The organism is Rahnella sp. BCC 1045, from assembly GCF_019049615.1.
Classification (GTDB): domain Bacteria; phylum Pseudomonadota; class Gammaproteobacteria; order Enterobacterales; family Enterobacteriaceae; genus Rahnella; species Rahnella contaminans.
Genome location: NZ_JAFMOZ010000128.1, coordinates 80,330 through 107,319, shown reverse-complemented (window position 1 = coordinate 107,319; position 26,990 = coordinate 80,330). Strand labels below are relative to the sequence as shown.

Below are 26,990 nucleotides of genomic sequence, written 5' to 3'. Positions count from 1 at the left end.
CCTTTTAAGTTTTCACATGTTAATCATGGACGCGGCCAAACAGCCTGACCCGCAGCGGCTGCGCCCATTCACTGTATTTCTTATCAGCGGTTTGCGCCCAGCGGACTTCAAACCACAGCAGCATCAGATAATCCACCCACGGCAGCCAGCGTTTAATCTGCTGGCGGAAAAGCGGGAGATCCTGATAACCGCCCGCCTCAGCATATTCTCGAAGAAACGCGTCCTGCTGAAGCGGATCTAAATCATTGCCGCGAAACAGCGCCGCAAATTCGAGCGCGATATCGCCGTCGGCGGCATATTCCCAGTCAATGATCCGCATACCCTTCTCCGTCTCCAGCAGGTTTCCCGCGTGGATATCCATATGAAGAAGTGCCATTTTCAGTGGCACGGGCAATTTGCGTCGTATCATTTTCTGGTGTAACGCCAGCCAGCGCGGCGTGAGCCTGCGCCGGTCAACATGTTGCCAGTAACGGGCAAACTGACGGCGTAAATCCAGCGGATAACCGGAACATGCCAGCCGGTGCAGTTTTGCCAGGCTCTGGCTGACGGGTTTCTGCCCCTGTGCGGAGACAAACGCCGCCTCACTGAGCGGCGTACCTGCAATCCATTCCACCAGTAACCACGGCGGTGAACTGAGTCTGACACAAGGCCCCAAACTCTGCCGCGCAATATGCCGCAAAATGGCATGTTCACGCTGTCTTTCCACCCCGGCGTTCCGGCGTTCACCTGACTGATGACGCGCCAGCATATCGCCTGCCGGAGAAGTAATTTTCCAGCTTTCGCCCGTCAGACCGGCCACGGGTGATAAATGAAAACCGGCGGTTTTCACCGCCGGATAATGTTGCTCAATCAGTTGCTGTAGCTGATTTTCAGGGCTGAGTTCAGCCTTAATTTTGAACCGCACCGCGACCTGACCAGACAATTTCGCCGCTCGGCGCTGTCAGTAAACGCATCGACATTGTCGGCGCTTTCACATCGCCGCTCACCGTGCTGTAAAGCACGTACTGCGCTTTTACGATGTTGGCCAGCCCTATGGCTTTGCTCACAGACGACAGGCTGTCATCCGGCGATAAGCCGAGAGACTGCTTGGCGGAAGCCAGTTGATCCGCAGGCACCAGCTGGAACGTTGTGTTATTAGCCAGCGCACTGCGTAAAGCATCGGTCGCTTTGGAGGTTTGCAGTGTGCCATTGGTACTGTTTTTCACGCCATCCACCAGCAGCACGCTGCCAGCCTGAACGCCATTGGCTTTGAGCATTTTCGCCAGCATCGGCTCAACGGTGGAGGTCCAGTCAATGCTGGCCAGTTTCGGCGGCTGCGGAACCGGCTGAATCTGCGGCTGCTCAGGAACCGGCGGATTGACCGGCGGCAGGGGTTGTTGCGGCTGCTGAGGTTGTTCAGGCTGCTGTGGCTGCGTTTGTTGTTGGTTTGGCAGAGTACAACCGCCCAGGATCAGTGCGGCCATCGCCACAATGAGAAAATACTTTTTCATCAACCTTCTCCGTACGGGAATTTAGAGATAAAGGTACAAACGCACACTGTGCGCATCAAGATTGCCATTGGTCGAACTGATCTCCACACTGCTGTTCGCAGGAACAGTGACAGTGCGGGATTCCGCGATCGGCAATAAATCCAGCCCCTGTTTATCATACCAATAGAACCGGTAATGCAGTGTGACAGGATGTGGCTGGTTATTATCCAGCGTACTGGTGGCTTTTTTCTGCCCGCCGGAGTCAGACACGGATGGCGAACCCGGGATGATCCCTGCCGTCAGCACGGGAGATTCCATCACCACCCGTTGCTGATTGTTCAGTGCAATGCCCGGCTTGCTGCTACAACCTATCAGCAAAACGACCGGCAATAACGCCATCAATAAACGCATGTTTACCCTTACTGACGTGACAACAATGGACCGAGCGCCCGGCCACCGACCAGATGCATGTGGATATGATAAACCTCCTGCCCTGCGTCACGGTTACAGTTGACGATCAGACGGTAGCCGCTTTCAGCAATCCCTTCCTGTTCGGCGATTTTCGCCGCGACAGTCATCATGCGCCCGAGAGCGGCTTCATGACTGGCATCAACATCGTTCATCGTGGGGATCAGGACATTCGGGATAATCAGAATATGGCTTGGCGCCTGGGGAGAAATATCGCGGAACGCCGTGACTAATTCATCCTGGTAAACCACATCGGCAGGGATTTCACGGCGAATAATTTTGCTGAAAATTGTCTCTTCGGCCATCTTAACTGTCCTTAACAAAGTAAAAAGCGTTGTACGCAGTATGGGTTAGAATTTCCATTCCTTTCAACCTGATTACGCTTTTTGATGCTTAATTGACGCAGAAAACGCCACCCGAAGGCGGCGCTGTCTTTATCCACAAACCGCAGGCATGAAAAAAGGAGGCCGGAGCCTCCTTTCTCAGAACCAGACAACGTTCACCATTAATGGTTACGCATGTACTCGTCCATGTCTGTTTTCAGGTTATCGGACTTGGTGCCGAAAATTGCCTGAACACCAGAACCTGCCACAACCACACCTGCCGCACCCAGTTTTTTCAGGCCCGCCTGATCCACTTTAGAGACGTCGGCTACGCTGACGCGCAGACGCGTGATACAGGCATCGAGGTTAGTGATGTTTTCTTTACCGCCGAAAGCCTGAACCAGAGATGCTGACATTTCAGAACCCCCCTGAGCAGAAGTTTCGCTGGTAGCGTCTTCACGGCCAGGAGTTTTCAGATCCAGTTTAGCAATCAGGAATCGGAAGATGCTGTAGTAAATCACCGCATACACCGCACCAACAATTGGGAACAGCCAGATTTTGCTGCTGTTGCCGCTCAGTACGATGAAGTCGATCAGACCGTGGGAGAAGCTGGTACCGTCACGCATGCCCAACAGGATACAAATTGGGAATGCCAGACCGGCCAGAATCGCGTGGATCACATACAGGATCGGCGCCACGAACATGAAGGAGAATTCGATTGGCTCGGTAATACCGGTCAGGAACGCGGTCAGAGCAGCGGAGATCATGATGCCGCCGACTTTGGCACGGTTCTCAGGTTTCGCTGAGTGCCAGATAGCAACAGCCGCTGCTGGCAGACCGTACATTTTGAACAGGAAGCCGCCTGACAGTTTACCTGCAGTTGGGTCACCCGCCATGTAACGTGGGATATCGCCGTGGAAGACCTGACCGGCAGAGTTCACATACTCACCGATTTGCATCTGGAATGGAACGTTCCAGATGTGGTGCAGACCAAACGGAACCAGCGCACGTTCAACCACACCGTAGATACCGAACGCAACAACCGGGTTCTGATAAGCAGCCCATTGTGAGAAGGTCTGGATACCTGTACCGATTGGCGGCCAGATGAAGGACAGAACTACACCCAGAATGATGGCAGCCAGACCAGAAATGATCGGAACAAAACGTTTACCCGCGAAGAAGCCCAGATATTCAGGCAGCTTGATGCGATAGAAACGATTGAACATGTATGCCGCGATCGCACCGGAGATGATACCGCCCAGTACGCCGGTATCCGCCAAATGCTTAGCTGCGATTTCTTCAGCCGGCAAATGCAGAACCAGAGGTGCGACAACCGCCATGGTTTTCACCATGATGCCGTACGCAACAACCGATGCCAGTGCAGATACACCGTCGTTATTGGTAAAGCCTAACGCTACACCAATAGCGAAAATCAGAGGCATGTTAGCGAAGACTGAACCACCGGCTTCGGCCATAACATGGGAAACGATCATTGGCAGCCAGCTAAAGTTTGCAGAACCGACGCCCAGCAGGATACCTGCGATTGGGAGTACGGAAACTGGCAGCATTAGCGATTTACCGACCTTTTGAAGGTTTGCAAACGCGTTCTTAAACATAATTGAGTGTGCTCCTGAGTAATGATGCTTTTTGATACTTCATGCGATTTCGCTTAATGGCAAACCGCTTTGCAAAGACTCTGAAAGCCTTTTGCAGTCGGGTGTCTAAGCACCCCTTTTAATTTTTACGCAGGGTAAAATAATTCCCTTTGTTAATGTTTGATGGCAGTCACGTTTTTCTGAAAAATGCAGTAAGAGCGTATTAAAAACCCGCGCTTACCCACACAAAATCCGAAAAACGCGGCCCTGGCACCGTGAAAAACGGTGCCAAGATACCTCAATATGGCGATTAATTACGAGATGAAAAATAAATCTGGAATATATGACTTAGCGAAAGCTTAGGTGAGAGAGGATGCATCGATGTGAAATAATCGTGAAAAGTTTGCTGTTGTCACTTCAGCCAGCTGTTCGACGCTGACGCCTTTCAAAACAGCCATGTAATCGGCCACATCGCGCACGTAAGCAGGCTGGTTTTCTTTACCACGATGCGGAACCGGTGCCAGATACGGAGAATCGGTCTCTACCAGAAGACGATCTAATGGCACATAACGGGCGACTTCGCGTAAGGATTCAGCATTTCGGAAAGTCAGAATGCCGGAAAAAGAGATGTAGAAACCGAGATCTAACAGGAATTCTGCGGTCGGAATATCTTCGGTGAAGCAGTGCAGAACGCCACCGCATTCGCCAGCTTTCTCTTCTTTCAGAATATCGAGCGTATCCTGACGCGCATCGCGGGTATGGACGATCACCGGTTTGTTCAGCTCGCGGCCAGTGCGGATGTGCTCACGGAAGGAATCTTGTTGCAGTTTCAGCTGATGTGCTTCTTTCTGATAAAAATAATCCAGGCCGGTTTCACCCATCGCCACCACTTTCGGGCTGGCGGCGAGACGGCGCAGCTCGGCAAAATCGTAGCCGTCATCAATGTTCAGAGGATGTACGCCGCAGGAAAAAGCCACTTCAGGACGATCGCCAATTAACTGCGCCATGGCCTCATATCCTGGTAATGTGGTCGCAACGGCCAGCATAAATTTCACATCACGCTCGCGGGCTTTTTCCAGCACGTTATCAACGCCGGAGTGCAGCTCGTTGTAATCCAGGCTGTCGAGATGGCAGTGGGAATCGACTAAAAACATAGTATTAACTCGTTACGGTCTGTTGATGATAATTCGATTTCAGCGTGTCAGTGACGAACTGAAAAATGAGGAAGGAACGGAGCCGCGCAACATTTGCTCCCATTCCAGCAATTGCTCGGTCAGCAGCAGTTCGCGATTCACGCCCACGATGGAAAGTAACTGCTGGCGGCAGTGCATCCACGCGTTAACGGATTGTTGCAACGAAGCATTGGATTGCGTACTGGCAAGCAAGCTTACCAGGGGCTGCTGATCGTGATTAATGATGAAATGCCTGGCCTGTTGTTGCCATTTGATGGCATCAAGCAACAGCGTTGCCAGCCAGTACAGCCGGTCAGCGGCGTCGTCATGATTCAATTGCGGCAGCAACGAGAGCATATCCTGCTGCTGGCATTGGGTATAAAGCTGCTGGCACAGCGCCACACGTTGTTTCCAGCGCTCCGGCTGTAATAATTCCAGCGCAGAAAGCGGCGCGCCATTAGCCAACCGCAATGCGGTCTTAATTGCCACCGAATCCGCGCTGAGCTGGCGATTGATCCACTGTACGGATAACGCCTCTTCCGGCACCGGCAGATGCCAGTAGAAACAGCGGCTGCGGATAGTTGCCAGCAGCGCAGAAGGCTCACGGCAGCCTAGCAGGAAATAAGTCCCGGAAGGCGGCTCTTCCAGCGTTTTGAGCAAGGCGTTGGCCGCGGCTTCCGTCAGCAATTCCATCTGCGGGATCCACACAACTTTCGCACCGCCCTGCTGCGAGTAATTGTAGAGCGTTTCAATGAGCTGACGAACCGGGTCGATGCCCAGCGAATTTTTGCCTTTTTCAGGCAGCAAGGTATGCCAGTCAGGATGGTTTCCGGCGATCATCAGCTGGCAGCTGTGGCATTTACCGCAACTCTTTTCCCCCTCTTTATGCTGGCAAAGCAACCAGCGGCTCAGACCATAGACCAGTGCGTCATCGCCCATTCCCGCCGCAACGTGCATCAGCAGAGAATGATGACCACGCCCGGTCTGATATTGCCCGATTAACTGGCGGTAAGGGCCGCTGAGCCACGGATACCAGCTCATGACATCAGGCCTTTTGCTGCCTGTTCGTCGAACCAGTTTTTCAGCGTCAGTTCGATGGAAGCTTTAACCTGTTCAATGGTCTGCGACGCATCAATGGTTTTGATGCGTCTGTCGGCGGCGGCAAGTTCAAGGTAACGCGCACGCGTACGCTCAAAAAATGGCAGCGCTTCCTGTTCGATACGATCCAGCTCACCGCGCGCTCGGGCGCGTTGCAGGCCAATAGCCGGTGGCAGATCGAGATAAAGCGTGAGATCAGGACGGAAATCACCCAGCACGGTGTCGCGTAATGAACTCATCAGTTTTGCATCAATACCGCGTCCGCCGCCCTGGTAGGCTTGCGACGAAAGATCATGCCGATCGCCGACAACCCAGGCACCACGCGCCAGAGCAGGCAAGATTACCGTTTCAACCAGCTGGACGCGTGCGGCATAAAGCATCAGCACTTCAGCTTTCACTGTCGGCTTTTCACCCCCGACGCCGCGCTTGAATAAATCGCGCAATTTCTCCGCCAGCGGTGTACCGCCAGGCTCGCGGGTAAACACAATTTCTTCCACACCGTGCTGGCGCAATGCATCCACCACCACGTTATGAGCGGTGGTTTTTCCCGCCCCTTCAAGGCCTTCAATCACAATGAAGTTACTTTTCATTCTTATTCTTAAGAGCCTCTATATACACACGAACCGCCTTGTTATGGTTCTCAAGGTTAGTGCTGAAAGTATGCCCGCCTTTGCCGTCAGCGACAAAATAAAGATAAGGGGTTTTTGCAGGATGTGCCGCAGCCTGGAGCGAAGCTTCGCTCGGCATCGCGATTGGCGATGGCGGCAAACCGGTAATGACGTAAGTATTGTAAGGCGTCGGCGTTTCCAAATCTTTTTTGGTGATATTACCGGTGTATTTTTCGCCCATACCGTAGATGACCGTCGGATCAGTTTGCAGACGCATGCCGATACGAAGACGGTTAATAAAGACAGAAGCCACTTCCGGGCGTTCATCTTTTACAGCGGTTTCTTTTTCGATAATCGACGCCATCGTCACCATATCGGCGGGCGTTTTATACGGCAGTGAGTCCGCGCGCCCTTTCCAGATGTCGGCAACGGTTTTTTCCATCCTCACATGCGCACGTTTGAGCAGCGAAATGTCGGTCATCCCGGCGGTGTAATGATAAGTATCGGGATAGAGCCAGCCTTCAGCATTTTTAGTGTCGGTAATACCTAATGCCGCCGCAATCTCTTCGCCACTCTTGCCGTTCAGCTCATGCTTCAGATATTCCGACTTCTCCAGCACTTTCATCCAGTCACTCAGTTTGAAACCTTCTACAAAGCGGATGCTGAACTGCGCTTCTTTGCCACTTTTCAGTAATTCCAGCATCTGCCGAACGGTCATTCCCTTCTCGAGACGATACGTCCCCGCTTTGAACTCGCTCAGTTCAGGCTCAAGACGTAATAACCACGGGAACCAGTGACTTGATTTAATCAGTTTTTTATCAATGAGCAGTGTTTCCAGCGCCACACGTCCCGTACCGGCTGGCAGGGTGAAAATGGTTTCGCTGCTGACGTTGATCGGGCGGTCGGCGAACTGCTTCACTTTATGGTAACTCAACGCCGCCAGCCCAAGCAGGATCAGGACAATCAGGGCGAAAAATTTCGTTTTTTTGTTCGTCATTGTTTATTCACTTTTTAAAAGCTCTGGTGCAGGAAATTGTACAAGTGCCGCCCGGTATAATGACGATCACAGGCTTCTGTCACCGGTAAAATGGGCATCAGTGCATTACAAATCAGGATTTCGTCAGCATCCGATAGCGTTTCGGGCGTTTCACAGACCTGATGTAAAACCCAGGGAGAGGCTGATTCAATCACGCGGATAAGATGCTGACGCATAATCCCGTCGACGCCAGACTGCGATAAATCCGGCGTAAAGACCTGATTTCCTTTGCGCCAGAATAAATTGGCCGCACAGCATTCCACCAGGCAACCTGAGGTGTCAACCACCAGCGCCTCATTGGCGTCTGTCTGGTCAAGATGCATGCGGATCATGATCTGCTCAAGACGGTTGAGATGTTTAATTCCTGCCAGCAGGGGATTTTTGCTCAGCATCACCGGGTTTAACGCAAGTTTCACGCCGCGCTCGCGCCATTTGTGATACTGCGCCGGATAAGCCGATACCGACACAATACGGGTCGGGCCGCTGCATCCGGCAGTGCTGTAACCACGCCCGCCCTGCCCGCGCGTCAAAATGGCTTTCACTACCCCTTCTTGCTCAGACTGTGCGGCCCCAACAATTTCGCGCTCCAGCGCCTGCCAGTCCACGCCCTCAATTCGTAATACGGCAACCGCACGCTGCAAACGTTGCAGATGGGCATCCAGAAACTGGATTTCGCCGTTCATCACTCTGGCCGTCGTAAAACAGCCATCGCCAAATTGCACCGAACGATCTCCTGCCGGCAATGCAGCTTGCGCCACACCGTTAATCCACATGGTTACTTCCTCCGGGCGTTAATATTCTCTGACAGAAGAGCCTGCGCGAGCGGCCCAGCTGCATCAAGTGGAGCATTCCTACTTTATCGTACCGGGCCAGGCAGAGGGCTGGAACACGCACTTTGTTGAACTGCCGTTTGGCACAAACCGGACCTTTTATACAGACAGCAAAAAGGCCCAATAACGGGCCTTTTTCAGACGGACAGGTTTTTACCGGATTCAGATCTTGCGAAATACCAGCGAACCGTTGGTGCCGCCAAACCCGAACGAATTGCACAGTGAGTAATTCAGCGCTTTTACCTGACGCGCTTCATGCGCCACAAAGTCCAGATCGCAACCTTCATCCGGATTATCCAGATTGATGGTCGGTGGAACGGCCTGATCGCGTAAAGCAAGCAAAGTAAAGATAGATTCCACTGCGCCAGCCGCGCCCAGTAAATGTCCGGTCATGGATTTGGTCGAGCTGACCAGCACTTTCTTCGCATCTGCGCCAAAGACAGACTTAACTGCCTGCGCTTCAGCTTTATCGCCAGCAGCGGTAGATGTTCCGTGCGCGTTGATATAACCAATTTCGGAAGCAGAAATACCCGCATCGCGAAGTGCATTTTCCATAGCCAACGCTGCACCCGCGCCATCTTCCGGCGGTGAAGTCATATGGAATGCATCGCTGCTCATGCCGAAACCAACAATCTCAGCATAAATTTTTGCACCGCGTTTGCGGGCGTGTTCGTACTCTTCCAGCACCATAATACCTGCGCCATCGCCGAGGACGAAACCATCACGATCTTTATCCCACGGACGGCTTGCCGCCTGAGGATTATCGTTACGTGTGGATAACGCGCGTGCAGCACCGAAGCCACCGACACCCAGAGGCGTACTGGCTTTCTCTGCGCCGCCAGCCAGCATCACATCTGCATCGTTATAAGCAATGATACGTGCTGCATGTCCAATATTGTGCACCCCTGAAGTACAGGCTGTAGCAATAGAAATACTCGGCCCACGCAACCCAAACATAATGCTCAGATGACCGGCAATCATGTTAACGATGGTTGAGGGAACGAAGAAAGGACTAATTTTACGAGGTCCGCCGTTAACCAATGAGGAATGGTTTTCTTCAATCAGACCAAGACCGCCAATACCAGAACCAATCGCCGCACCAATACGCGTTGCATTCTCAGCATTTACTTCAAGCCCGGAGTCTTGCATCGCCTGAATACCGGCAGTAATACCATACTGTATAAAGGCGTCCATCTTGCGTGCATCTTTGCGGGAGATGAAGTCTTCACAGTTAAAATCTTTAACTAAGCCAGCAAAACGCGTTGCATAGGCACTAGTATCAAAATGGTCGATTAGGCTAATGCCACTCTGACCGGCAAGGAGAGCGTTCCAAGTGGACTCTACAGTATTGCCGACAGGAGACAGCATGCCCAGTCCAGTCACTACAACTCGACGCTTAGACACGTGTGTCCTCCAGGGAGGGAAAAAGTAGTTATACCGTGGGATATAAAAAACTTAGGCGGTCGAATGACCGCCTAACTATCTAAACTTAAAGCATGTACGCTTACTGTTGGCTAGCGTTGATAAAATCAATAGCTGCCTGAACAGTAGTGATTTTTTCAGCTTCTTCGTCAGGGATCTCGGTATCAAACTCTTCTTCCAGAGCCATAACCAGCTCAACGGTGTCGAGAGAATCAGCGCCAAGGTCGTCTACGAAAGATGCAGCATTCACTACTTCTTCCTGTTTAACACCCAGCTGTTCAACGATGATTTTCTTAACGCGTTCTTCGATAGTGCTCATACTCTTAAATTTCCTATCAAAACTCGCTTTCGCGATGGTTTTCGTAGTGTATAAAATGTTGAAAAAGATGCAACTAAATCCAGGCTGGTCAAACCACGAATTTGCTCTATTTTGCGGTTTTTACCGCAAAAAACGCAAATAATTTCGTAATTTTTAAATCATGTACATGCCGCCATTGACATGTAATGTTTCACCCGTGATGTAGCTGGCCTCGTCAGAGGCTAAAAAAGCAACGGCGCTGGCAATTTCTTTGGCATCGCCCAACCGGTTGGCTGGAACTGATGACAAAATGCCTGCGCGTTGATCATCTGTCAACGCCCTTGTCATATCCGTCTCAATAAAGCCGGGAGCGACGACGTTGACAGTAATGCCACGTGAAGCGACTTCACGTGCCAAAGACTTACTAAAACCAATCAAGCCAGCTTTAGCCGCCGCGTAGTTCGCCTGCCCTGCGTTACCCATGGTGCCAACAACGGAACCAATTGTAATAATCCGTCCACACCGTTTCTTCATCATAGCCCGCATGACAGCTTTTGACAGCCGAAACACTGAAGTCAGATTCGTGTCCAGAATATCCTGCCACTCATCATCCTTCATTCGCATGAGAAGGTTATCACGGGTAATGCCGGCATTATTAACTAAAATATCAATTTCGCCAAATTCAGCTCGAATCGTCGCCAATACTTGCTCAATAGATGCAGAATCAACCACATTGAGCATAATACCTTTGCCGTTTTCGCCTAAATATTCGCCGATTGCTTCAGCGCCTTTTTCGCTGGTCGCGGTGCCGATCACTTTTGCGCCGCCAGCAACCAGCTTTTCAGCGATTGCGCGACCAATGCCACGGCTCGCACCCGTTACCAGTGCAATTTTGCCTTCGAAGCTCATACTCATCCTCTTAATTACTGCTCAAGCGCCGCTGTCAGGCTTGCCGTGTCGTTTACCGCGGCGGCCGTCAGGGTGTCTACAATACGTTTAGTCAGACCGGTCAGAACTTTACCCGGCCCCACTTCTAATAACTGTTCAACGCCTTGTGCTGCCATAAATTCGACAGATTCAGTCCAGCGAACCGGGCTGTATAACTGACGAACCAACGCACTGCTGATCGCTTCCGGAGACGTTTCAACTTTCACGTCTACGTTGTTCACAACGGAATATTGTGGCGCATTGAAAGTAACATTTTCCAGCGCAACGGCGAGTTTATCAGCAGCAGGCTTCATTAATGCGCAGTGTGAAGGCACGCTGACAGGCAGCGGCAGAGCACGTTTTGCGCCTGCGGCTTTACAAGCAGCACCGGCACGCTCAACGGCTTCTTTGTTACCGGCAATAACGACCTGACCCGGTGAGTTAAAGTTTACCGGCGAAACAACCTGGCCTTGCGCAGATTCTTCACACGCTTTAGCGATTGCATCGTTGTCCAGACCGATAATGGCGTACATTGCGCCGGTACCCGCAGGCACGGCTTCCTGCATCAGTTTGCCACGCAGTTCAACCAGGGAAATAGCCTGTTTGAAATCCAGCACACCCGCGCAAACAAGCGCTGAGTATTCGCCCAGGCTGTGGCCGGCCATCAGAACAGGCTGAGTGCCGTTCTGCTGCTGCCAGACACGCCAGATAGCGACGGATGCTGCCAGCAAGGCAGGCTGTGTCTGCCAGGTTTTATTCAATTCTTCAGCTGGCCCCTGCTGCACCAACTGCCATAAATCATACCCCAGCGCCGAAGAAGCTTCGGCAAATGTTTCTTCAACAATCGGGTGTGCTGACGCTAAATCAGCCAGCATACCGAGCGTCTGGGAACCCTGACCAGGGAAAACAACTGCAATTTTTGTCATTTTTATCTTCCTGTTAAATCAGAAACGTACCAGCGCCGAGCCCCAGGTAAAGCCACCGCCAAATGCTTCGAGCAGCACTAACTGCCCGCGCTGAATTCTGCCGTCACGCACAGCTTCGTCAAATGCTGCTGGCACAGAAGCCGCAGAAGTATTGCCATGACGATCGAGCGTAACCACGACTTTGTCCATTCCCATACCCAGCTTTTTCGCTGTCGCACTGATAATACGCAGATTCGCCTGATGCGGAACCAGCCAGTCAAGTGCAGTACGGTCAAGATTATTTGCCGTCAGGGTTTCATCCACAATGTGCGCCAGTTCAGTCACAGCCACTTTGAAGACTTCATTACCGGCCATGGTGACATAAGCAGGTTTTTCCGGCTCAGACTGACTTGGGTAAGCCAGCGTCAGCAGGTTGCCGTAATGACCATCTGCATGCATGTGCGTGGAAATAATGCCCTGCTCTTCGGATGCCCCCAGCAGTACGGCGCCAGCACCATCGCCAAAGAGGATCACCGTACCGCGATCTTCAGGATCGAGTTTACGGGACAACACGTCAGAGCCGATCACCAGCGCATATTTCACGGCACCGTTTTTAATGTATTGATCGGCAACGCTTAGTGCGTAGGTGAAACCTGCACAAGCGGCGGCCAAATCGAAAGCTGCAGAATCCTTGATGCCCAGCATATTCTGCACCTGGCAAGCTGAACTCGGAAATGCATGTGAAGATGAGGTTGTTGCAACAATGATCAGACCCACGTCGCTTGCGCTAACGCCGGCCATTTCAAGTGCTTTCTCTGCTGCGTGCAGGCCCATTGTGGCCACAGTCTCATCCGGTGCAGCGATACGACGTTCACGAATACCCGTGCGGGTGACAATCCACTCGTCGGAGGTATCCACCATTTTTTCTAAGTCGGCATTAGTCCGAACTTGCACGGGCAAATAGCTCCCCGTACCGAGAATTTTTGTATACATGTACGATCAGTCACTCTTGGGTAATACAGCTTCAAGGCGCGCGGCAATCCGCTGAGGGACCTGCCGCTGCACCGCCTGCACAGCCTGTTCGATAGCAACAGCAAACGCACGCTGGTTTGCTCCGCCGTGGCTTTTAATAACGATGCCCCGTAATCCTAACAAACATGCGCCATTATACTGGTCGGGGTTGAGGTGGCTAAAACGCTTTAGCAACTTCTTCTGAACTATCCGTCCCAACCATTTCAACCACCAGGCCTTCTTGCCACCCTCACCGGAGGATTTTAACAGTGACAAAAACATCCTTATTACACCTTCCATGGTCTTGAGCGTAACATTCCCGACGAAGCCGTCACACACCATCACATCTGTCTTACCGGTCAGAAGGTCATTGCCTTCAAGATAGCCGATATAGTTGATTAGTGCGGTATTTTTTAAAATGGCAGCGGCTTCACGGATGTTATCCAGCCCTTTACTTTCCTCTTCACCGATATTCAGCAAGGCAACACGGGGGTTATTAATACCTACCACCTGTTCGGCCATCACTGCACCCATAACGGCAAACTGGACCAGCATTGTGCTGTCGCACTCAACGTTGGCCCCCAGATCAAGTACCACGGTTTTACTGCGCTGCTGATTGGGCAATACGCTCATCAGCGCCGGGCGCTCAATGCCATCCAGAGGCTTTACAACCAGTTTGGCTAATCCCATCAGCGCTCCGGTATTCCCGGCACTGACGCACGCCTGCGCGTCACCACTCTTGATCAGTTCCAACGCCACACGCATTGAGCTTCCTTTACTGGCACGTATAGCTTGCGATGCGCGCATATCGCTGGCTATCACTGATTCAGCAGGAATTATCCGAATTCGTTCTGTTAAAGAAGGATCGGCTTTGACTAAGAAAGGTGTGATTGCGTCGGGATCACCGACCAGAAGAAGGTCTAATTCAGAATTAGAAATCAGTGCCTGCAATGAAGCAGGCACTGTGACGGAAGGACCGAAATCCCCGCCCATTACATCTAACGCGAGGGTTAGACGAGTCAAGGTATCGCCTTGCCAGCACTTATCACGTGAATAAGTTGCAGGCAAATATCAGCCGATTACCTTGCGACCGCGGTAGAAACCGTCGGCAGTGATGTGGTGACGCAGGTGAGTTTCACCAGAAGTCTTGTCCACAGACAGAGTGGAAGTGGTCAGAGCGTCATGTGAACGACGCATGCCACGTTTAGAACGGGTTGGTTTATTCTGTTGTACGGCCATGGACCTTACTCCTTAAGTACTTTTCTTTAAACTCGCTAATACGGCAAATGGATTTGGTTTCTCCGCCTCTGCAGGCAGTTTACCAAACACCATGTCCGCGTCGGACACTTCACAGTGTTCAGATTCATGTACCGGAACGACAGGCAGAGAAAGAATAATTTCGTCTTCAATCATTGCCAGCAAATCAACTTCGCCAAAATCATCGACTTCGATCGGCTCGTACGCTTCCGGTAATGCCTCAGCCTGCTCATCATTTTGGACAGGACTAAAACAATATGTTGTGTGAACCTGATGTTCAAACGTCTTACCGCATCTCTGGCATTCCAGAGTTACAGCAACATCAGAGTGGCCGGTAATCACCGCCAGACGCTGATTGTCGATATTAAACGACAATGAGGTTTGTATATCAGAATCCACACTGACCACTGATTGGGCAACGCGCGTAACCTGATCTGCAGTATAGACACCTGTATAGTCTAAACGCTTCTGGGCAGTGCGGACCGCATCAAGGGTCAGGGGTAATTTTACTTTTTGCATAGGGCGCGCATATTAACTTTGTAACGACAGAGAGTCAAAGAAAAAGGCCTCAAAACCGCACCTTTCACCAATATTCGCTTCCACAGCGGCCGACAGTTTAAAATGTGCGATTCAATAACGCTACGCTTTGTGAAAAAAAATTATGATTATGTCTTTACCAAAATTACTTTTAGCCTCGACCTCGGTCTACCGCAGAGCGTTGCTGGAGAAAACCGGCCTGACGTTTACCTGTGCGTCACCCAATATTGATGAAACTCCAGCTCCCGGTGAGAACCCGGCTGAACTGGTGAAACGCCTGGCACAATCGAAAGCCACTGCGCTGGCCACTGCCCATCCGCATCATCTGATTATTGGCTCCGATCAGGTTTGCGTGATTAATGGAAATATCACGGGTAAACCGTACACATTTGATAATGCCTTCAAACAGTTGCAGGCAGCCAGTGGCAAAACCGTCACCTTTTATACGGGCCTGAGTGTTTATGACAGCGATACAAAATCAGCGCAGACGTTATGTGAAACGTTTGACGTCACCTTCCGTTCTTTAATCGATGAAGAAATTACCGGATATTTGCATCGTGAAAAGCCCTACGACTGTGCGGGCAGCTTTAAATGCGAAGGATTGGGGATCACGCTCTTTGACAGTCTGACGGGGCGCGACCCAAATACGTTAATCGGATTGCCATTGATCGCCCTGCTCTCCTTACTGCGCAGACACGGCATCAATCCGTTACTTGAAAACCGCTAACTGAGAGGCATAAAAAAAGGCGCAACCCGTGCGCCTCTTTACAGGCTGATTTTTTTAACGGGCGGTCGTTTTGCCGCGTAAAATTTTCAGGCAATTACGCAGTTTGGCATCCATAGGCGCTTCAATACGCAGTGTTTCACCGGTATTCGGATGTTCAAATCGCAAAGCCGCAGCGTGCAGGAATAAACGATTCAATCCCGTGCCTGCCAGTTTTGCGTCAAAATCACGCTCGCCATAGCGGTCATCAAAAGCGATCGGATGACCTGCATGCAGGGCGTGAACACGAATCTGGTGCGTTCTGCCGGTTACCGGGCTGGCTTTTACCAGTGTCGCGAATTCATAACGCTCTTCAATTTTGAATCGCGTTTCAGAGGGTTTACCTTCTGCATTAACACGCACAACACGCTCGCCGCTTTGCAAAATGTTTTTCAGCAAGGGGGCCTGCACGACTTTACAATGTGACGGCCATTCACCGCGCACCAGCGCCAGATAATCCTTCTGCATGCTTTTCACGCGCAGTTGTTCGTGCAGGGAACGCAATGCTGAACGTTTCTTCGCAACAAGCAATACGCCTGAGGTATCACGGTCCAGACGATGGACTAATTCCAGAAAACGCGCTTCAGGGCGAAGTGCGCGTAATCCTTCGATAACACCAAAGCTCAGGCCGCTGCCACCGTGAACAGCGGTACCAGACGGCTTATTCAGAATTAATAAGTAATCATCTTCATACAATATGCAGTCGGTTAGTGCGGCAACTTTATCCAGTTTGGCAGAAACTGGCGCTTCATCCCTTTCGGCTACGCGAACAGGTGGCACACGCACTTCGTCGCCAGCTAATAATTTATATTCTGGCTTAATTCTTTTCTTATTAACCCGGACTTCGCCCTTACGCACGATGCGATAGATCATGCTTTTCGGCACGCCTTTCAGGATTTTGAGTAAGAAGTTGTCGATGCGCTGACCGGCTTCATCTTCGGAAATGGGGATTAATTGTACAGTTGGGTTCTCAGTTTTCATGGCTCGCGATTCTAAATATCCGGCACGGTTCGCGCCACTGATTTTTATGTGCTTAACTCTTACTTTACCAGTAACCACCGAGGAAAACCTGCCTGCTTCACCCGTTTTTTAAGAATACAAATGTTAAGACAATGCGGCTCATATCTCATTGAGGTAAATATCTTACCCGCATGGGAAAAGTCACCTTGCTATCAGAGTGCCTGCAATGGAATAATGAAGTCACTTTCGGCGTTGTTTCTCTTAAGTTAGGGAAAACGCAGGAATTATAGATTTGCCTGATCGCACAAAAACGCAGCAATGGCGTAAGACGTAATGTGAAATCAAGCAATTAGCGGGCTGCGGGTTGCAGCTTGGCCGGCGAACGGAATGAGATCTGTTAACGTAAATTCAGAAGCTATTCCCCTAATAAAAGTGCTGCTTTCATAACGCTGGTGTCTTTAATACAGCAAAAGCAGACTTACCGAAATAATGCGCCCCTATGCAAGCGACAGCCGTGAGGTTGACGATTTGCGAGAAGACTCGGGGCCAACGGTTTATCCGGTCATGAGGTCATTTTGCCCGCAGCTCTGTCAATAATGGAATAATAATGAGTAAGTTAAGATGAAAAGAATGTTGATCAACGCGACTCAGCAAGAAGAGTTGCGCGTTGCCTTGGTAGATGGACAGCGACTGTATGATTTGGATATTGAAAGTCCGGGCCATGAGCAGAAAAAAGCGAACATTTACAAAGGTAAAATCACCCGCATTGAACCAAGTCTGGAAGCGGCATTCGTAGATTACGGTGCGGAAAGGCATGGTTTCCTCCCTCTGAAAGAAATTTCCCGCGAATATTTCCCAAGTAACTATTCCTCTCATGGCCGCCCGAACATCAAAGATGTTTTGCGCGAAGGCCAGGAAGTGATCGTTCAGGTTGATAAAGAAGAGCGTGGAAATAAAGGCGCAGCGCTGACGACGTTTATCAGCCTGGCCGGTAGTTACCTGGTACTGATGCCAAACAATCCACGTGCTGGGGGAATTTCCCGCCGTATTGAAGGCGACGACCGCACAGAATTGAAAGAAGCCCTGTCTTCACTGCAATTACCTGATGGCATGGGTCTGATTGTTCGTACCGCAGGCGTTGGCAAATCTGCTGAAGCTCTGCAGTGGGACCTGACTTTCCGCCTCAAGCACTGGGATGCCATCAAGAAAGCCGCTGAAGGCCGCCCTGCTCCTTTCCTGATCCATCAGGAAAGTAATGTTATCGTCCGCGCATTCCGTGATTACCTGCGCCCGGACATCGGTGAAATCCTCATCGATAACCCTAAAATTCTCGATCTGGCAAAAGAGCACATTGCTGCACTTGGCCGTCCTGATTTCAGCAGCAAAATCAAACCTTACGTTGGTGAGATCCCGCTGTTCAGCCATTATCAGATTGAATCCCAGATTGAATCTGCTTTCCAGCGTGAAGTGCGCCTGCCTTCCGGCGGTTCGATTGTTATCGACAGCACAGAAGCCCTGACGGCTATCGACATCAACTCCGCACGTGCAACCCGCGGCGGCGATATCGAAGAAACCGCATTCAATACCAACCTTGAAGCCGCCGATGAAATTGCCCGTCAGTTACGTCTGCGTGACCTCGGTGGTTTGATTGTTATCGACTTCATCGATATGACGCCAGTTCGCCACCAGCGCGAAGTGGAAAACCGTCTGCGTGATGCCGTTCGTCAGGATCGCGCGCGAATTCAAATTGGTCGCATTTCCCGCTTTGGTTTGCTGGAAATGTCCCGTCAGCGCCTCAGCCCGTCACTGGGTGAATCAACACACCACATCTGCCCACGTTGCGCAGGTACAGGTACCGTTCGTGATAACGAGTCCCTGTCGCTGTCGATTCTGCGTCTGATTGAAGAAGAAGCGCTGAAAGAAAATACCAAAGAAGTTCATGCGATCGTTCCGGTTCCTATCGCTTCTTACCTGCTGAACGAAAAACGTGAATCGGTGAATGCCATCGAAAAACGTCAGGGCGGTGTTCGTGCAGTGATCGTTCCAAACGATCAGATGCAAACCCCGCACTACCATGTTCTGCGCGTACGCAAAGGCGAAGAAATCTCTGCACTGAGCTATCTGTTGCCACAAATTCACGAAGCAGAAATGCTGCAACCTTCTGAAGAGTTGCCGACTGAGCGTCGTCGCCCTGAGCAACCGGCACTGGCTGCGTTTGCCCTGCAAAGTGAAGCGCCTCCGTCCAGCTTTGAGCAGGAAACAGCGGTTGAAGAACCGGTTAAAACCCGTACCACAACGGTTAATGCGCCAGCCGCACCAGCAGCTGAGAAATCCGGCTTTGTCAGCCGTCTGCTGAGCGGGCTGAAAAGCTTGTTCGCACCGCAGCCACAGCAGGAAGTTAAACCTGTTGAAGCGCCGAAAGAAGCTGAAGCCACTGAAACAGAAAATCGTCGTAACAACGAACGCCGTAACCAGCGTCGTCAGGGCGGACGTCGTGATCGCAACGGTGAACGTGGCGAACGCAATGACCGCGGCAACCGTGGTGAGGGTCGTGAGAATAATCGTGATAATCGTGGCGAAAGCCGTGACAACCGCGAAAATAATCGCGAGCAGCGTGATGATCAACGCCGCAACCGTCGTAACCAGGAGCCTGTAGTTAGCGAAAGCCGCAACGAAGACGTTGAAACTGCACCGCGTGAAGAGCAGCAGCAACAACCTCGTCGTGAGCGTTCGCGTCGCCGTTCTGAAGATAAGCGCAAAACACAGACTGAAGAAAAAATTCAGGATGCTGTTGTTGTAGAGCAAATCGCCGCGCCGGTCATTGATGAAACGGAACAAGAAGATCGTCAGCCAGCTCAGCGTCGTCAGCGTCGCCAGTTAACGCAGAAAGTTCGCTTCGAATCAGAAGAAGTTGATCACGAAGCAGAAGCTGCTGCACAGTTACTGATTACCGGTACACGCCCTGCGGCTCCGGTATTTACCGAACAGGCACCTTCTGAAGCGGAAACAGTTAATACAACTGAAGGCGAAGAAAACCTGAATGACAACAACCGTGAAAACGGTATGCCACGTCGCTCACGTCGTTCTCCGCGCCACCTGCGTGTAAGCGGTCAGCGTCGTCGCCGTTACCGTGATGAGCGTTACCCGACTCAGTCGCCAATGCCTCTGACCGGTGCGTTTGTTTCTCCGGAAATGGCGTCAGGAAAGGTCTGGATCACTTACCCGGTTGCGCAGTCATCTGAACAACAGTTTGCAGAAACTGAAGCGCCAGAAGTGCTGACACAACAGGTTGAAACCGCTCAGGCCAATACGCCGGTTCTGAATGAATCAACTGAAGTTGAAGCCGCGCCGGTTGAGCAAACTCTTGCGGTTGAAGCAGTTCCGGTTACTGAAGCAGTACAGCCGGAAGCACCAGCGGAAGAAAGTGTTGTGCCTGAAATTGCACAACCTGTTGCCGAAGAACCTGTTCTGGTTGAACCTGAAACTGCAGAGCCAGTTGAAGAGACACCGCGCGTAGAAGTTGCACCACAAGCTCACGAACCGGTTGTTGTTGAACCAGTGCCTGTTGTTGCTGAACCTGAAGTTCAGGCTCCGGTAGCCGCAGAACCTGAAGTTAACGCCGAGCCTGTTGCTCCGGTACAGCACGCCGCAGAAACAGCGGCAGAGGTGAAAGCCCCTGCTCATGTTGAAACTGTTGTCTCTCAAGCTGTCGTTGCTGAACCACGCTTTAAACATCATGCCACTGCACCGATGACCAAAGCGCCAGCCCCTCAGTACGTTCAGGAACCTGCCCGTCACAGCGATTGGGTTCGTCCTGAATTCGGCTTCGAAGGTAAAGGTTCTGCAGGCGGCCATGCAGCAGTAAGCACTGCAACGGCACCAGCAACCAAACCTGAAATGCCTTCTGAGTGATGCGTTGAAAATGCTCTAAAAAAACCCGCCCCGGCGGGTTTTTTATTATTAAGCAATAATGACTGGCTGATTGAGACGTTTTCAGGCCAGGGTTTTCAGACGGCGAATAGTCAGTTCTTCCAGTTTACCTTCGAGACTTTTGGCGAAATGCTGAAAATGCTCTGTTTTGTTGTGCTGCTTAAGTGCATCTTCAGAAGCCCAGCGTTCGTAAAACACGAACGTCCCTTCCTTATCAAGATCTCCGTGCAGTTCATACTGCAGACACCCAACCTCCTGACGGCTGGGTTCAATAACGTCAAGCAAAGCCTCTGTTACCTGTTTTTTAAACTCTGGTTTAGCAACAATTGTGGCAACAACTCTGATTTCCATACTGGTTCTCCTGTCGTTTTTTGTCTTGCTTCCCCGGTGTCTGGAAGCACTTTGACTAAAATCTGCGTTCACTATGAACCTTTCGATACATTGATTTCAATACGAACTTTATTTAACAGATGCAACACAACGGTTTTACGCTTATTCTTGTTCCCCGCCGTTAATGCTCCCATTACCGCACCTGATTCCCAACATCTTGTCTCTCAATGCCGGAGTTTTGCCTGATGACCGCCACACCGCAAGTTTTGAAAATCCGCCGCCCAGATGACTGGCATATTCACCTTCGTGACGATGAAATGCTCAGCACCGTGCTGCCTTTCACCAGTGAAGTCTTTGGCCGCGCGATTGTCATGCCCAACCTGACGCCTCCGGTGACGACCGTCGCAGCGGCAATTGCCTACCGCGAACGGATTATGGTTGCACTGCCGAAAGAACATAACTTCACCCCATTGCTGACCTGCTACCTTACGGATTCTCTGGATCCTGATGAGATCTCTCAGGGTTTCGAGCAAGGTGTATTCACTGCCGCAAAACTCTATCCTGCCAATGCAACAACCAACTCTCAGCACGGTGTCTCCGATGTTAAGGCAATCTATCCGGTGCTGGAGCGCATGCAAAAAATTGGCATGCCTTTGCTTATCCACGGTGAAGTTACTCACAGCGATGTGGACATTTTTGACCGTGAAGCGCGCTTTATTGATGAAGTGATGGATCCGGTACGCCGCCAGTTTCCTGAACTGAAAATCGTGTTCGAACACATCACGACCAAAGAAGCGGCGCAATACGTTCTGTCCGGCAATCAGTACCTCGGCGCGACCATTACACCTCAGCACCTGATGTTTAACCGTAACCACATGCTGGTCGGTGGCGTACGTCCTCACCTGTTCTGCCTGCCAATCCTGAAACGTAATGTTCATCAGCAAGCCCTGCGTGACGTTATTGCCAGCGGCGCTGATCGTTTCTTCCTGGGCACTGATTCTGCGCCACATACCAAAGGCCGCAAAGAATCGAGCTGCGGCTGCGCAGGCTGCTTCAACGCACCACTGGCACTTTCCGCTTACGCGACCGTTTTCGAAGAAATGGATGCACTTCAACATTTTGAAGCTTTCTGTTCCCTGAATGGCCCGCGCTTCTACGGCTTGCCGCTCAATGAAGACTTCATTGAACTGACGCGTACGCCAGTCACTCAGCCAGAAGAAATTGCGCTGGGCGATGAATGCGTTGTGCCATTCCTTGCAGGGCAGACGCTCAACTGGAAAGTGACTTCGTACTAAAATACGATTCTCTTCAACTCTGTATTGCACCGCTCATGATTTGACTGTATAAATATACAGTCAAATCTATTCAGGAGGTCCTATGCGTGTTGAAGTCACAATCGATAAAACCAAGCCTCTGCCTGCGGGTGCCTTAGACGCCTTATCGGGTGAATTGAGTAAAAGAATTAACAAACAGTTTTCTGATCGCGAAAATAAAATTCAGGTTCGCTACGCCGGCGCAAATAGCTTGTCCGTGCTGGGTGGAGCCAAAACAGATCGTGATCTTATCGAAGAAATTCTCCAGGAAACCTGGGAAAGTGCAGATGACTGGTTTTCAAATCAGAATGATGAGTAACTGCATGAATTTTCTCAGAACGTGCTCAGATTCAATACCTTATTAATAATAATCAGGTTTATTAAAACCCGCCGTAAGGCTATTTGCGTATTTCACCGGGCGTCGCAGTCCGGTTTTTTCATTCTTTTTGCTCGTATAAAAATTACCCAAATTAAAAAGTAATTTTGGTTAAACTCCAGATTATTCTGACTCCCGGATAATCAATACAAATTATTTACAATTAAAATCCCTTAAACCTCTCCATAAATTGCATTAACTGTTTATACTGAAATAGCTCACCTGATAATGAGCCGCATTGATCCTCAGATAGTCACTCACGTCAGTCACTACAATATAAGGGGTCTATATGGACAGAAATGATGAAGTTATTCAGACACACCCGCTTGTTGGTTGGGATATCAGTACCGTCGACTCTTATGACGCCATGATGATACGTCTTCATTACCTGTCTTCAAAAGACCAGACACCCGAGGATGCTCAGGTAGACAGAACTTTATGGTTAACTACCGACGTTGCCAGGCAGCTGATCAACATTCTCGAAGCCGGTATCGAAAAGATAGAATCTAACGAGTACGAATACAGTGATCACCGAAAACACTAAGCTATACCTGCCAGTCTGAGGCACCAGCGATTCCATCCTGGTGCCTTTTTCTTTGCCTTCGCTCCCTTGCCTTCCCAGCCGTAAACTCACTATCATGCCCGTAGTGCATATGTTAAAAAATTTCGACAGTGGAGCATTTGGTTATGGATTATGATCTCATCATCGTTGGCAGCGGTTCAGTCGGGTCAGCTGCGGGCTATTACGCCACGCGTGCCGGGCTGAAAGTACTGATGATAGACAGCGCAATACCTCCTCATCAGGCAGGCAGCCATCACGGCGAAACGCGGCTTATCCGACACGCGTATGGTGAAGGTGCCCGGTACGTTCCAATGCTGCTGAGAGCACAAATGCTCTGGAATGAGTTGGCAGAGCTAAGCGGTGATAAAGTATTTCACCGCAGCGGCGTGTTGAATATGGGTCCTGAAGGTTCCGAATTCATCGGCAATGTGAAAGCTAGTGCAGAAACCTACAACCTGAACACACAGTCTCTCAGCGCGGCTGAAATCCGCGAAAAATGGCCACTGTTTACTTTGCCAGACGGCTATTGCGGCGTTTTCGAACCTGACTCTGGTTATCTGCAAAGCGAAATAGCCATCAGCGCCTACATCCGCCTTGCGCGCGAAGCGGGTTGCGCGCAGCTGTTCAACTGCCCGGTCGACGATATCCGTTGGGTTGATGGCGGCGTTGAGGTCTCCACAATCGATGGCGTTTATCATGGCAAAAAACTGGCAGTGACCGCCGGAACCTGGGTGACAAAAATCCTTCCGGAGTTGCCAGTGAAACCTTTACGCAAAGTTTTTGCCTGGTTTCATGCCGATGGGCGCTACAGCGAGGAGAATCACTTCCCGGCCTTCACGCTCGAAACCCAGCAAGGTGATCAGTATTACGGCTTCCCTTCCGTAAAAGATTCCTTAAAGCTCGGAAAACATAATGGTGGTCAGTGGATCACAGAGCCGCAAGAGCGCAAACCTTTCGGCGGATTTAGCCAGGACGGTACAGAATCCTTCAACTTTTTCCGCCACTTTTTGCCGGGTGTTGGAGTGAGTTTACGCGGCGCGTCATGCACTTACGACATGACCGCAGATGAAGATTTCATTATCGATACATTGCCGGGCAGAGAAAATACACTGGTCATTTCAGGTTTGAGCGGCCACGGATTTAAATTTGCCAGCGTATTAGGTGAAATAGTGACTCATTTCGCTAACAATCATCCTATTCCTTTCGAGCTTGAGCCTTTCTCCCTTTCCCGATTCAATTAATGTAAAGATGTTTCAACCGTCGTTTATATTCTTTCGACGGTTGTCATTTTATTTCCTCGAAGAGTCATTTTTAAGTTTCACTTTGAACGAGATCAATAGACCGGTATTTCCGAATTGACAGCATTATAGAAAAAAACCTATGCTAGATGCAGAAATCACAGGAGTGGTTTCCACGCGTAAATGATACGCCTGAACAAGGACGTCGAATGAAACTCTCTATTATTGAACCCTGTGGATTCACCCGGTTAGGAATTTTCTCTTATCTTGTTGAGAATAATAATCTCGACATTATTGATACTGTGAATATTTCTCAGGCACTCAATTCACTGACAGAATTTCAGCCTGACGTTATTCTCGTGAATATGACGCAGCATTGTCATAACGCTGAATTATCATTGGAATTGAAGGCTTTCTTTGAGTTCCGCCATACCGCCAGAATATACTGTTATATCGATGCGAATTATCCGGACAGTGATGCGCCGATTGCCATCACCCGCGAAGTTTTCGTTCTCAATAAACAGTCATTAACACAGTTATTACAAGAGATTGCCGCAGCCCCTGAATCCTTTATGCCTGAAAATAACTTCGGCATTCCAAGAACCCTGTTCAGCGATCAGGAAATTCTTGTGATGGGATACTGGATGTCAGAAATGCCGAACTACCGGATTGCCAGAAAATTAAATATCAGCAGCCGTACCGTGTATGTTCATAAGCGCCATCTGGCTCAGAAAATTAAAGTCCGGAACCGGCTTGAATTCTGTTTTATTTACAATCTGATCAAGTATTTATTCTGGCCGATAGATGACATTTCCGCGACACCCATTAGCCGTCAGATTAAAGACGATCTTTTAATGATTTACAAAGCACACAGCTAAATCATTCACATAATGCCCTGAACAATCAGGGCATTTTTATATTATCGCCTTCCTGTTTTTCCATTAAGTTTCACTCACTCAGACATCCGCGGATTACGCGGTTGCACTCTGACGACAGGGGCATACAATAAGTTTAAAATTAGCAGCCTTATCTTGAGCAGCCTCATAAAATGAAACACTCCGCTTCTGAAGATGTCACCCCAACAGAAATTACAGAAACGTTGCTTTCCGTAATCCGTCTGATGCGCAAACAAGTGGACGCGGCAATGTCCGCGCAGGGCCTTTCCCTGGCTCGCGGAAAACTATTGTCGGCCATCGCGCATGAAGGTACCTGCCGCCCCGCAGAACTGGCTCAGGTGCTTCAACAATCTCCCCGAACCATTACCGATGCGATTGATGCCATGGACCGGGACGGTTTGCTGGTGCGCAAACGTCATCCGACAGATCGCCGTTCACAATTGCTGGAATTAACGGAAGCGGGAAAACAGGCGTTAGAGCAGACTAAAAAACCGAAGAAGGATGCCATCGACCGGTTATTTCACGGGCTGGATTTACCCGCCCGTCAGCAACTCATGGCCTCTTTGAAAAGCATTGAAACGCACGCAGTGCGCATTGAAGAGTTAAACAAACTTTAGCGTTTTTGTGCGGCGCCATCGCCCAACAGTACAGCAATCTTATGCCCGGCAGCCGTCGGTTCCAGCGCTATTTTCAGTACAATAGTCAGCGGCACGGAGAGCAGCATTCCGACCGGGCCCATCAGCCATCCCCAGAAAATCAGGGACATAAAGACCACCAGCGTCGAAAGCCCCAACCCGCGCCCCAGAATTTTGGGGTCGATAATGCTGCCAAAAACAAGGTTGATCAGCACATATCCGCCTGCCACGATAATCCCTTCACTGAAGCCGTTGAACAAGAACGCCTGAATAACCGGCGGGATTGCCGCCAGAAAAGAACCGATATTGGGAATGTAATTCAGCGCAAACGCCAGCATTCCCCACAAAAACGCAAACCGGATCCCCGTCGCTGCCAGCAGCGCCCAGACCGCCAGCCCGGTGACCACGCTGATTAACGTTTTGATCACCAGATAACGCGTCACGCTGTCGAGCGCACGCTGAACATTTGCCATCCCCTTTCCCGGTTCATCCGACATCTGTTCAATTTTGTACGGCAGCTGCGGCACTTCGAGCAGCATAAAAGCCACCGTCATTAGTAACAGAAACAAACCCGCCATCGCGTTAGATAAATAGCTGATGAGTTTGCTGACCAGGTTCAACGTCGCTGCCGGGTCGATATAACTGGCCAGCTGTTCAGGCGATAACGTCAGGTCGCTTTGCCCGGACAGCTCTTCGAGATAACTCAGCTTCTCAACAATCAGCCCGCGATACTGTGGCAACGTGCGGGCAAATTCATTAAGCGTCACCAGCAGTTTAGTGGTCATGAAAACCATCAGGCAAATCACCAGCGTCGCCACCAGCAAAACGGCAAGTGCGCGCGGCACCCGACATTTCCCCAGCAGCACAATCAGCGGATTCAAAACAAAAGCCAAAAACAGCGCCAGAATGAACGGTACGATGATGTCCGCCGCAGATTTAATTCCCGCGAAAATCACCACCAGCATCGCCATCATTACGACGATTTTGAGTCCCTGAGTCGTCACGATCGTTTTACGCAAATCTTCCTCCTG

The 26,990-nt window shown here is 50.5% G+C and carries 29 protein-coding genes; 8 read left to right on the top strand and 21 right to left on the bottom strand.

Annotation, left to right across the window (positions count from 1 at the left end; genetic code table 11):
* Positions 1–19 precede the first annotated feature (19 nt).
* The 18 genes from J1782_RS14035 to yceD all read right to left on the bottom strand — a co-directional run bounded on the left by J1782_RS14035 (position 20) and on the right by yceD (position 14,938).
* The gene (locus tag J1782_RS14035; protein WP_371819784.1) at positions 20–922 is read right to left on the bottom strand and encodes a phosphotransferase; all 903 of its coding nucleotides are present in this window, start codon (positions 920–922) and stop codon (positions 20–22) included.
* A complete protein-coding gene (lpoB, locus tag J1782_RS14030) occupies positions 888–1,490 on the bottom strand; it encodes a penicillin-binding protein activator LpoB (RefSeq protein ID WP_208950236.1) in 603 nt (200 codons plus the stop codon). Before lpoB ends, J1782_RS14035 begins: the two co-directional genes overlap by 35 nt.
* 21 nt (positions 1,491–1,511) lie before the next feature.
* On the bottom strand, positions 1,512–1,880 hold the full coding sequence (locus J1782_RS14025; RefSeq protein WP_165059627.1) for a YcfL family protein: 369 nt from the start codon (positions 1,878–1,880) through the stop codon (positions 1,512–1,514).
* 8 nt (positions 1,881–1,888) lie between these two features.
* The gene (gene hinT / locus J1782_RS14020) at positions 1,889–2,242 is read right to left on the bottom strand and encodes a purine nucleoside phosphoramidase (RefSeq protein WP_152325607.1); all 354 of its coding nucleotides are present in this window, start codon (positions 2,240–2,242) and stop codon (positions 1,889–1,891) included.
* A gap of 200 nt (positions 2,243–2,442) precedes the next feature.
* Positions 2,443–3,876, bottom strand: a complete 1,434-nt coding sequence (ptsG, locus tag J1782_RS14015; protein WP_095921346.1) for a PTS glucose transporter subunit IIBC — start codon at positions 3,874–3,876, stop codon at positions 2,443–2,445.
* Between the two features lie 338 nt (positions 3,877–4,214).
* Positions 4,215–5,009 carry a metal-dependent hydrolase gene (locus tag J1782_RS14010; RefSeq protein ID WP_165059624.1) on the bottom strand — a complete coding sequence of 265 codons (795 nt, stop codon included), beginning with the start codon at positions 5,007–5,009 and terminating at the stop codon, positions 4,215–4,217.
* A 39-nt stretch (positions 5,010–5,048) separates the two neighbouring features.
* Positions 5,049–6,068 carry a DNA polymerase III subunit delta' gene (gene holB / locus J1782_RS14005; RefSeq protein WP_217153343.1) on the bottom strand — a complete coding sequence of 340 codons (1,020 nt, stop codon included), beginning with the start codon at positions 6,066–6,068 and terminating at the stop codon, positions 5,049–5,051.
* Positions 6,065–6,715: a dTMP kinase gene (gene tmk, locus J1782_RS14000; RefSeq protein WP_152325604.1), complete on the bottom strand. Its 651-nt coding sequence runs from the start codon at positions 6,713–6,715 to the stop codon at positions 6,065–6,067. The genes holB and tmk overlap by 4 nt, the downstream gene beginning before the upstream one ends.
* Complete coding sequence (gene mltG, locus J1782_RS13995) at positions 6,705–7,730, bottom strand: endolytic transglycosylase MltG (RefSeq protein ID WP_152325603.1); 1,026 nt, start codon at positions 7,728–7,730, stop codon at positions 6,705–6,707. Before mltG ends, tmk begins: the two co-directional genes overlap by 11 nt.
* Before the next feature lie 14 nt (positions 7,731–7,744).
* Positions 7,745–8,542 carry an aminodeoxychorismate lyase gene (gene pabC / locus J1782_RS13990; protein ID WP_152325602.1) on the bottom strand — a complete coding sequence of 266 codons (798 nt, stop codon included), beginning with the start codon at positions 8,540–8,542 and terminating at the stop codon, positions 7,745–7,747.
* A gap of 219 nt (positions 8,543–8,761) precedes the next feature.
* On the bottom strand, positions 8,762–10,003 hold the full coding sequence (gene fabF, locus J1782_RS13985) for a beta-ketoacyl-ACP synthase II (protein ID WP_152325601.1): 1,242 nt from the start codon (positions 10,001–10,003) through the stop codon (positions 8,762–8,764).
* A 100-nt stretch (positions 10,004–10,103) separates the two neighbouring features.
* The gene (gene acpP, locus J1782_RS13980) at positions 10,104–10,340 is read right to left on the bottom strand and encodes an acyl carrier protein (RefSeq protein WP_015690190.1); all 237 of its coding nucleotides are present in this window, start codon (positions 10,338–10,340) and stop codon (positions 10,104–10,106) included.
* A gap of 153 nt (positions 10,341–10,493) precedes the next feature.
* On the bottom strand, positions 10,494–11,228 hold the full coding sequence (gene fabG / locus J1782_RS13975) for a 3-oxoacyl-ACP reductase FabG (protein WP_013576245.1): 735 nt from the start codon (positions 11,226–11,228) through the stop codon (positions 10,494–10,496).
* A gap of 14 nt (positions 11,229–11,242) precedes the next feature.
* The gene (fabD, locus tag J1782_RS13970) at positions 11,243–12,172 is read right to left on the bottom strand and encodes an ACP S-malonyltransferase (protein WP_152325600.1); all 930 of its coding nucleotides are present in this window, start codon (positions 12,170–12,172) and stop codon (positions 11,243–11,245) included.
* Between the two features lie 18 nt (positions 12,173–12,190).
* A complete protein-coding gene (locus J1782_RS13965) occupies positions 12,191–13,144 on the bottom strand; it encodes a beta-ketoacyl-ACP synthase III (RefSeq protein WP_152325599.1) in 954 nt (317 codons plus the stop codon).
* 6 nt (positions 13,145–13,150) lie between these two features.
* Positions 13,151–14,185 carry a phosphate acyltransferase PlsX gene (gene plsX, locus J1782_RS13960; RefSeq protein ID WP_208950232.1) on the bottom strand — a complete coding sequence of 345 codons (1,035 nt, stop codon included), beginning with the start codon at positions 14,183–14,185 and terminating at the stop codon, positions 13,151–13,153.
* Positions 14,186–14,233: 48 nt separating this feature from the next.
* Complete coding sequence (gene rpmF / locus J1782_RS13955) at positions 14,234–14,401, bottom strand: 50S ribosomal protein L32 (RefSeq protein ID WP_013576249.1); 168 nt, start codon at positions 14,399–14,401, stop codon at positions 14,234–14,236.
* Positions 14,402–14,413: 12 nt separating this feature from the next.
* Positions 14,414–14,938, bottom strand: coding sequence for a 23S rRNA accumulation protein YceD (gene yceD, locus J1782_RS13950; protein WP_152325597.1), 525 nt, complete (start codon positions 14,936–14,938; stop codon positions 14,414–14,416).
* A gap of 148 nt (positions 14,939–15,086) precedes the next feature.
* On the opposite strand from yceD, the gene J1782_RS13945 reads away from it, so the two are divergent.
* Complete coding sequence (locus tag J1782_RS13945; RefSeq protein ID WP_217153342.1) at positions 15,087–15,683, top strand: nucleoside triphosphate pyrophosphatase; 597 nt, start codon at positions 15,087–15,089, stop codon at positions 15,681–15,683.
* 54 nt (positions 15,684–15,737) lie between these two features.
* On the opposite strand, the gene rluC is transcribed toward J1782_RS13945, so the two are convergent.
* Entirely contained in the window at positions 15,738–16,700 is a 963-nt protein-coding gene (gene rluC / locus J1782_RS13940; protein ID WP_152325595.1) for a 23S rRNA pseudouridine(955/2504/2580) synthase RluC, read from the bottom strand.
* Between the two features lie 600 nt (positions 16,701–17,300).
* On the opposite strand from rluC, the gene rne reads away from it, so the two are divergent.
* Entirely contained in the window at positions 17,301–20,591 is a 3,291-nt protein-coding gene (gene rne, locus J1782_RS13935; RefSeq protein ID WP_217153341.1) for a ribonuclease E, read from the top strand.
* A gap of 81 nt (positions 20,592–20,672) precedes the next feature.
* Here the strand turns inward: rne and J1782_RS13930 are convergent, their stop codons facing one another.
* Complete coding sequence (locus J1782_RS13930; RefSeq protein WP_152325593.1) at positions 20,673–20,960, bottom strand: putative quinol monooxygenase; 288 nt, start codon at positions 20,958–20,960, stop codon at positions 20,673–20,675.
* 224 nt (positions 20,961–21,184) lie between these two features.
* Between J1782_RS13930 and pyrC the strand changes: the two genes are divergently transcribed.
* The 6 genes from pyrC (at position 21,185) to J1782_RS13900 (ending at position 25,941) form a co-directional block, all read left to right on the top strand.
* Positions 21,185–22,234, top strand: coding sequence for a dihydroorotase (gene pyrC, locus J1782_RS13925; RefSeq protein ID WP_165059612.1), 1,050 nt, complete (start codon positions 21,185–21,187; stop codon positions 22,232–22,234).
* A gap of 82 nt (positions 22,235–22,316) precedes the next feature.
* Complete coding sequence (gene dinI / locus J1782_RS13920; RefSeq protein WP_013576257.1) at positions 22,317–22,571, top strand: DNA damage-inducible protein I; 255 nt, start codon at positions 22,317–22,319, stop codon at positions 22,569–22,571.
* A gap of 346 nt (positions 22,572–22,917) precedes the next feature.
* The gene (gene bssS / locus J1782_RS13915; RefSeq protein ID WP_013576258.1) at positions 22,918–23,172 is read left to right on the top strand and encodes a biofilm formation regulator BssS; all 255 of its coding nucleotides are present in this window, start codon (positions 22,918–22,920) and stop codon (positions 23,170–23,172) included.
* A gap of 143 nt (positions 23,173–23,315) precedes the next feature.
* A complete protein-coding gene (gene solA, locus J1782_RS13910; protein ID WP_217153340.1) occupies positions 23,316–24,431 on the top strand; it encodes an N-methyl-L-tryptophan oxidase in 1,116 nt (371 codons plus the stop codon).
* A gap of 146 nt (positions 24,432–24,577) precedes the next feature.
* A complete protein-coding gene (locus tag J1782_RS13905) occupies positions 24,578–25,306 on the top strand; it encodes a LuxR C-terminal-related transcriptional regulator (protein ID WP_254303076.1) in 729 nt (242 codons plus the stop codon).
* Positions 25,307–25,476: 170 nt separating this feature from the next.
* A complete protein-coding gene (locus J1782_RS13900; protein WP_152325590.1) occupies positions 25,477–25,941 on the top strand; it encodes a MarR family winged helix-turn-helix transcriptional regulator in 465 nt (154 codons plus the stop codon).
* Here J1782_RS13900 and J1782_RS13895 read toward each other — a convergent pair.
* Entirely contained in the window at positions 25,938–26,978 is a 1,041-nt protein-coding gene (locus tag J1782_RS13895) for an AI-2E family transporter (RefSeq protein ID WP_152325589.1), read from the bottom strand. The two genes, J1782_RS13900 and J1782_RS13895, sit on opposite strands and share 4 nt — an antisense overlap.
* Between the last annotated feature and the right edge of the window lie 12 nt (positions 26,979–26,990).

Coding starts and splice junctions, on each gene's coding strand:
- lpoB (WP_208950236.1), bottom strand. CDS start 1,490: ATGAAAAAGTATTTTCTCATTGTGGCGATGGCCGCACTGATCCTGGGC.
- J1782_RS14025 (WP_165059627.1), bottom strand. CDS start 1,880: ATGCGTTTATTGATGGCGTTATTGCCGGTCGTTTTGCTGATAGGTTGT.
- hinT (WP_152325607.1), bottom strand. CDS start 2,242: ATGGCCGAAGAGACAATTTTCAGCAAAATTATTCGCCGTGAAATCCCT.
- ptsG (WP_095921346.1), bottom strand. CDS start 3,876: ATGTTTAAGAACGCGTTTGCAAACCTTCAAAAGGTCGGTAAATCGCTA.
- J1782_RS14010 (WP_165059624.1), bottom strand. CDS start 5,009: ATGTTTTTAGTCGATTCCCACTGCCATCTCGACAGCCTGGATTACAAC.
- holB (WP_217153343.1), bottom strand. CDS start 6,068: ATGAGCTGGTATCCGTGGCTCAGCGGCCCTTACCGCCAGTTAATCGGG.
- tmk (WP_152325604.1), bottom strand. CDS start 6,715: ATGAAAAGTAACTTCATTGTGATTGAAGGCCTTGAAGGGGCGGGAAAA.
- mltG (WP_152325603.1), bottom strand. CDS start 7,730: ATGACGAACAAAAAAACGAAATTTTTCGCCCTGATTGTCCTGATCCTG.
- pabC (WP_152325602.1), bottom strand. CDS start 8,542: ATGTGGATTAACGGTGTGGCGCAAGCTGCATTGCCGGCAGGAGATCGT.
- acpP (WP_015690190.1), bottom strand. CDS start 10,340: ATGAGCACTATCGAAGAACGCGTTAAGAAAATCATCGTTGAACAGCTG.
- fabG (WP_013576245.1), bottom strand. CDS start 11,228: ATGAGCTTCGAAGGCAAAATTGCACTGGTAACGGGTGCGAGCCGTGGC.
- fabD (WP_152325600.1), bottom strand. CDS start 12,172: ATGACAAAAATTGCAGTTGTTTTCCCTGGTCAGGGTTCCCAGACGCTC.
- J1782_RS13965 (WP_152325599.1), bottom strand. CDS start 13,144: ATGTATACAAAAATTCTCGGTACGGGGAGCTATTTGCCCGTGCAAGTT.
- rpmF (WP_013576249.1), bottom strand. CDS start 14,401: ATGGCCGTACAACAGAATAAACCAACCCGTTCTAAACGTGGCATGCGT.
- yceD (WP_152325597.1), bottom strand. CDS start 14,938: ATGCAAAAAGTAAAATTACCCCTGACCCTTGATGCGGTCCGCACTGCC.
- J1782_RS13945 (WP_217153342.1), top strand. CDS start 15,087: ATGTCTTTACCAAAATTACTTTTAGCCTCGACCTCGGTCTACCGCAGA.
- rluC (WP_152325595.1), bottom strand. CDS start 16,700: ATGAAAACTGAGAACCCAACTGTACAATTAATCCCCATTTCCGAAGAT.
- rne (WP_217153341.1), top strand. CDS start 17,301: ATGAAAAGAATGTTGATCAACGCGACTCAGCAAGAAGAGTTGCGCGTT.
- J1782_RS13930 (WP_152325593.1), bottom strand. CDS start 20,960: ATGGAAATCAGAGTTGTTGCCACAATTGTTGCTAAACCAGAGTTTAAA.
- pyrC (WP_165059612.1), top strand. CDS start 21,185: ATGACCGCCACACCGCAAGTTTTGAAAATCCGCCGCCCAGATGACTGG.
- dinI (WP_013576257.1), top strand. CDS start 22,317: ATGCGTGTTGAAGTCACAATCGATAAAACCAAGCCTCTGCCTGCGGGT.
- bssS (WP_013576258.1), top strand. CDS start 22,918: ATGGACAGAAATGATGAAGTTATTCAGACACACCCGCTTGTTGGTTGG.
- solA (WP_217153340.1), top strand. CDS start 23,316: ATGGATTATGATCTCATCATCGTTGGCAGCGGTTCAGTCGGGTCAGCT.
- J1782_RS13905 (WP_254303076.1), top strand. CDS start 24,578: ATGCAGAAATCACAGGAGTGGTTTCCACGCGTAAATGATACGCCTGAA.
- J1782_RS13900 (WP_152325590.1), top strand. CDS start 25,477: ATGAAACACTCCGCTTCTGAAGATGTCACCCCAACAGAAATTACAGAA.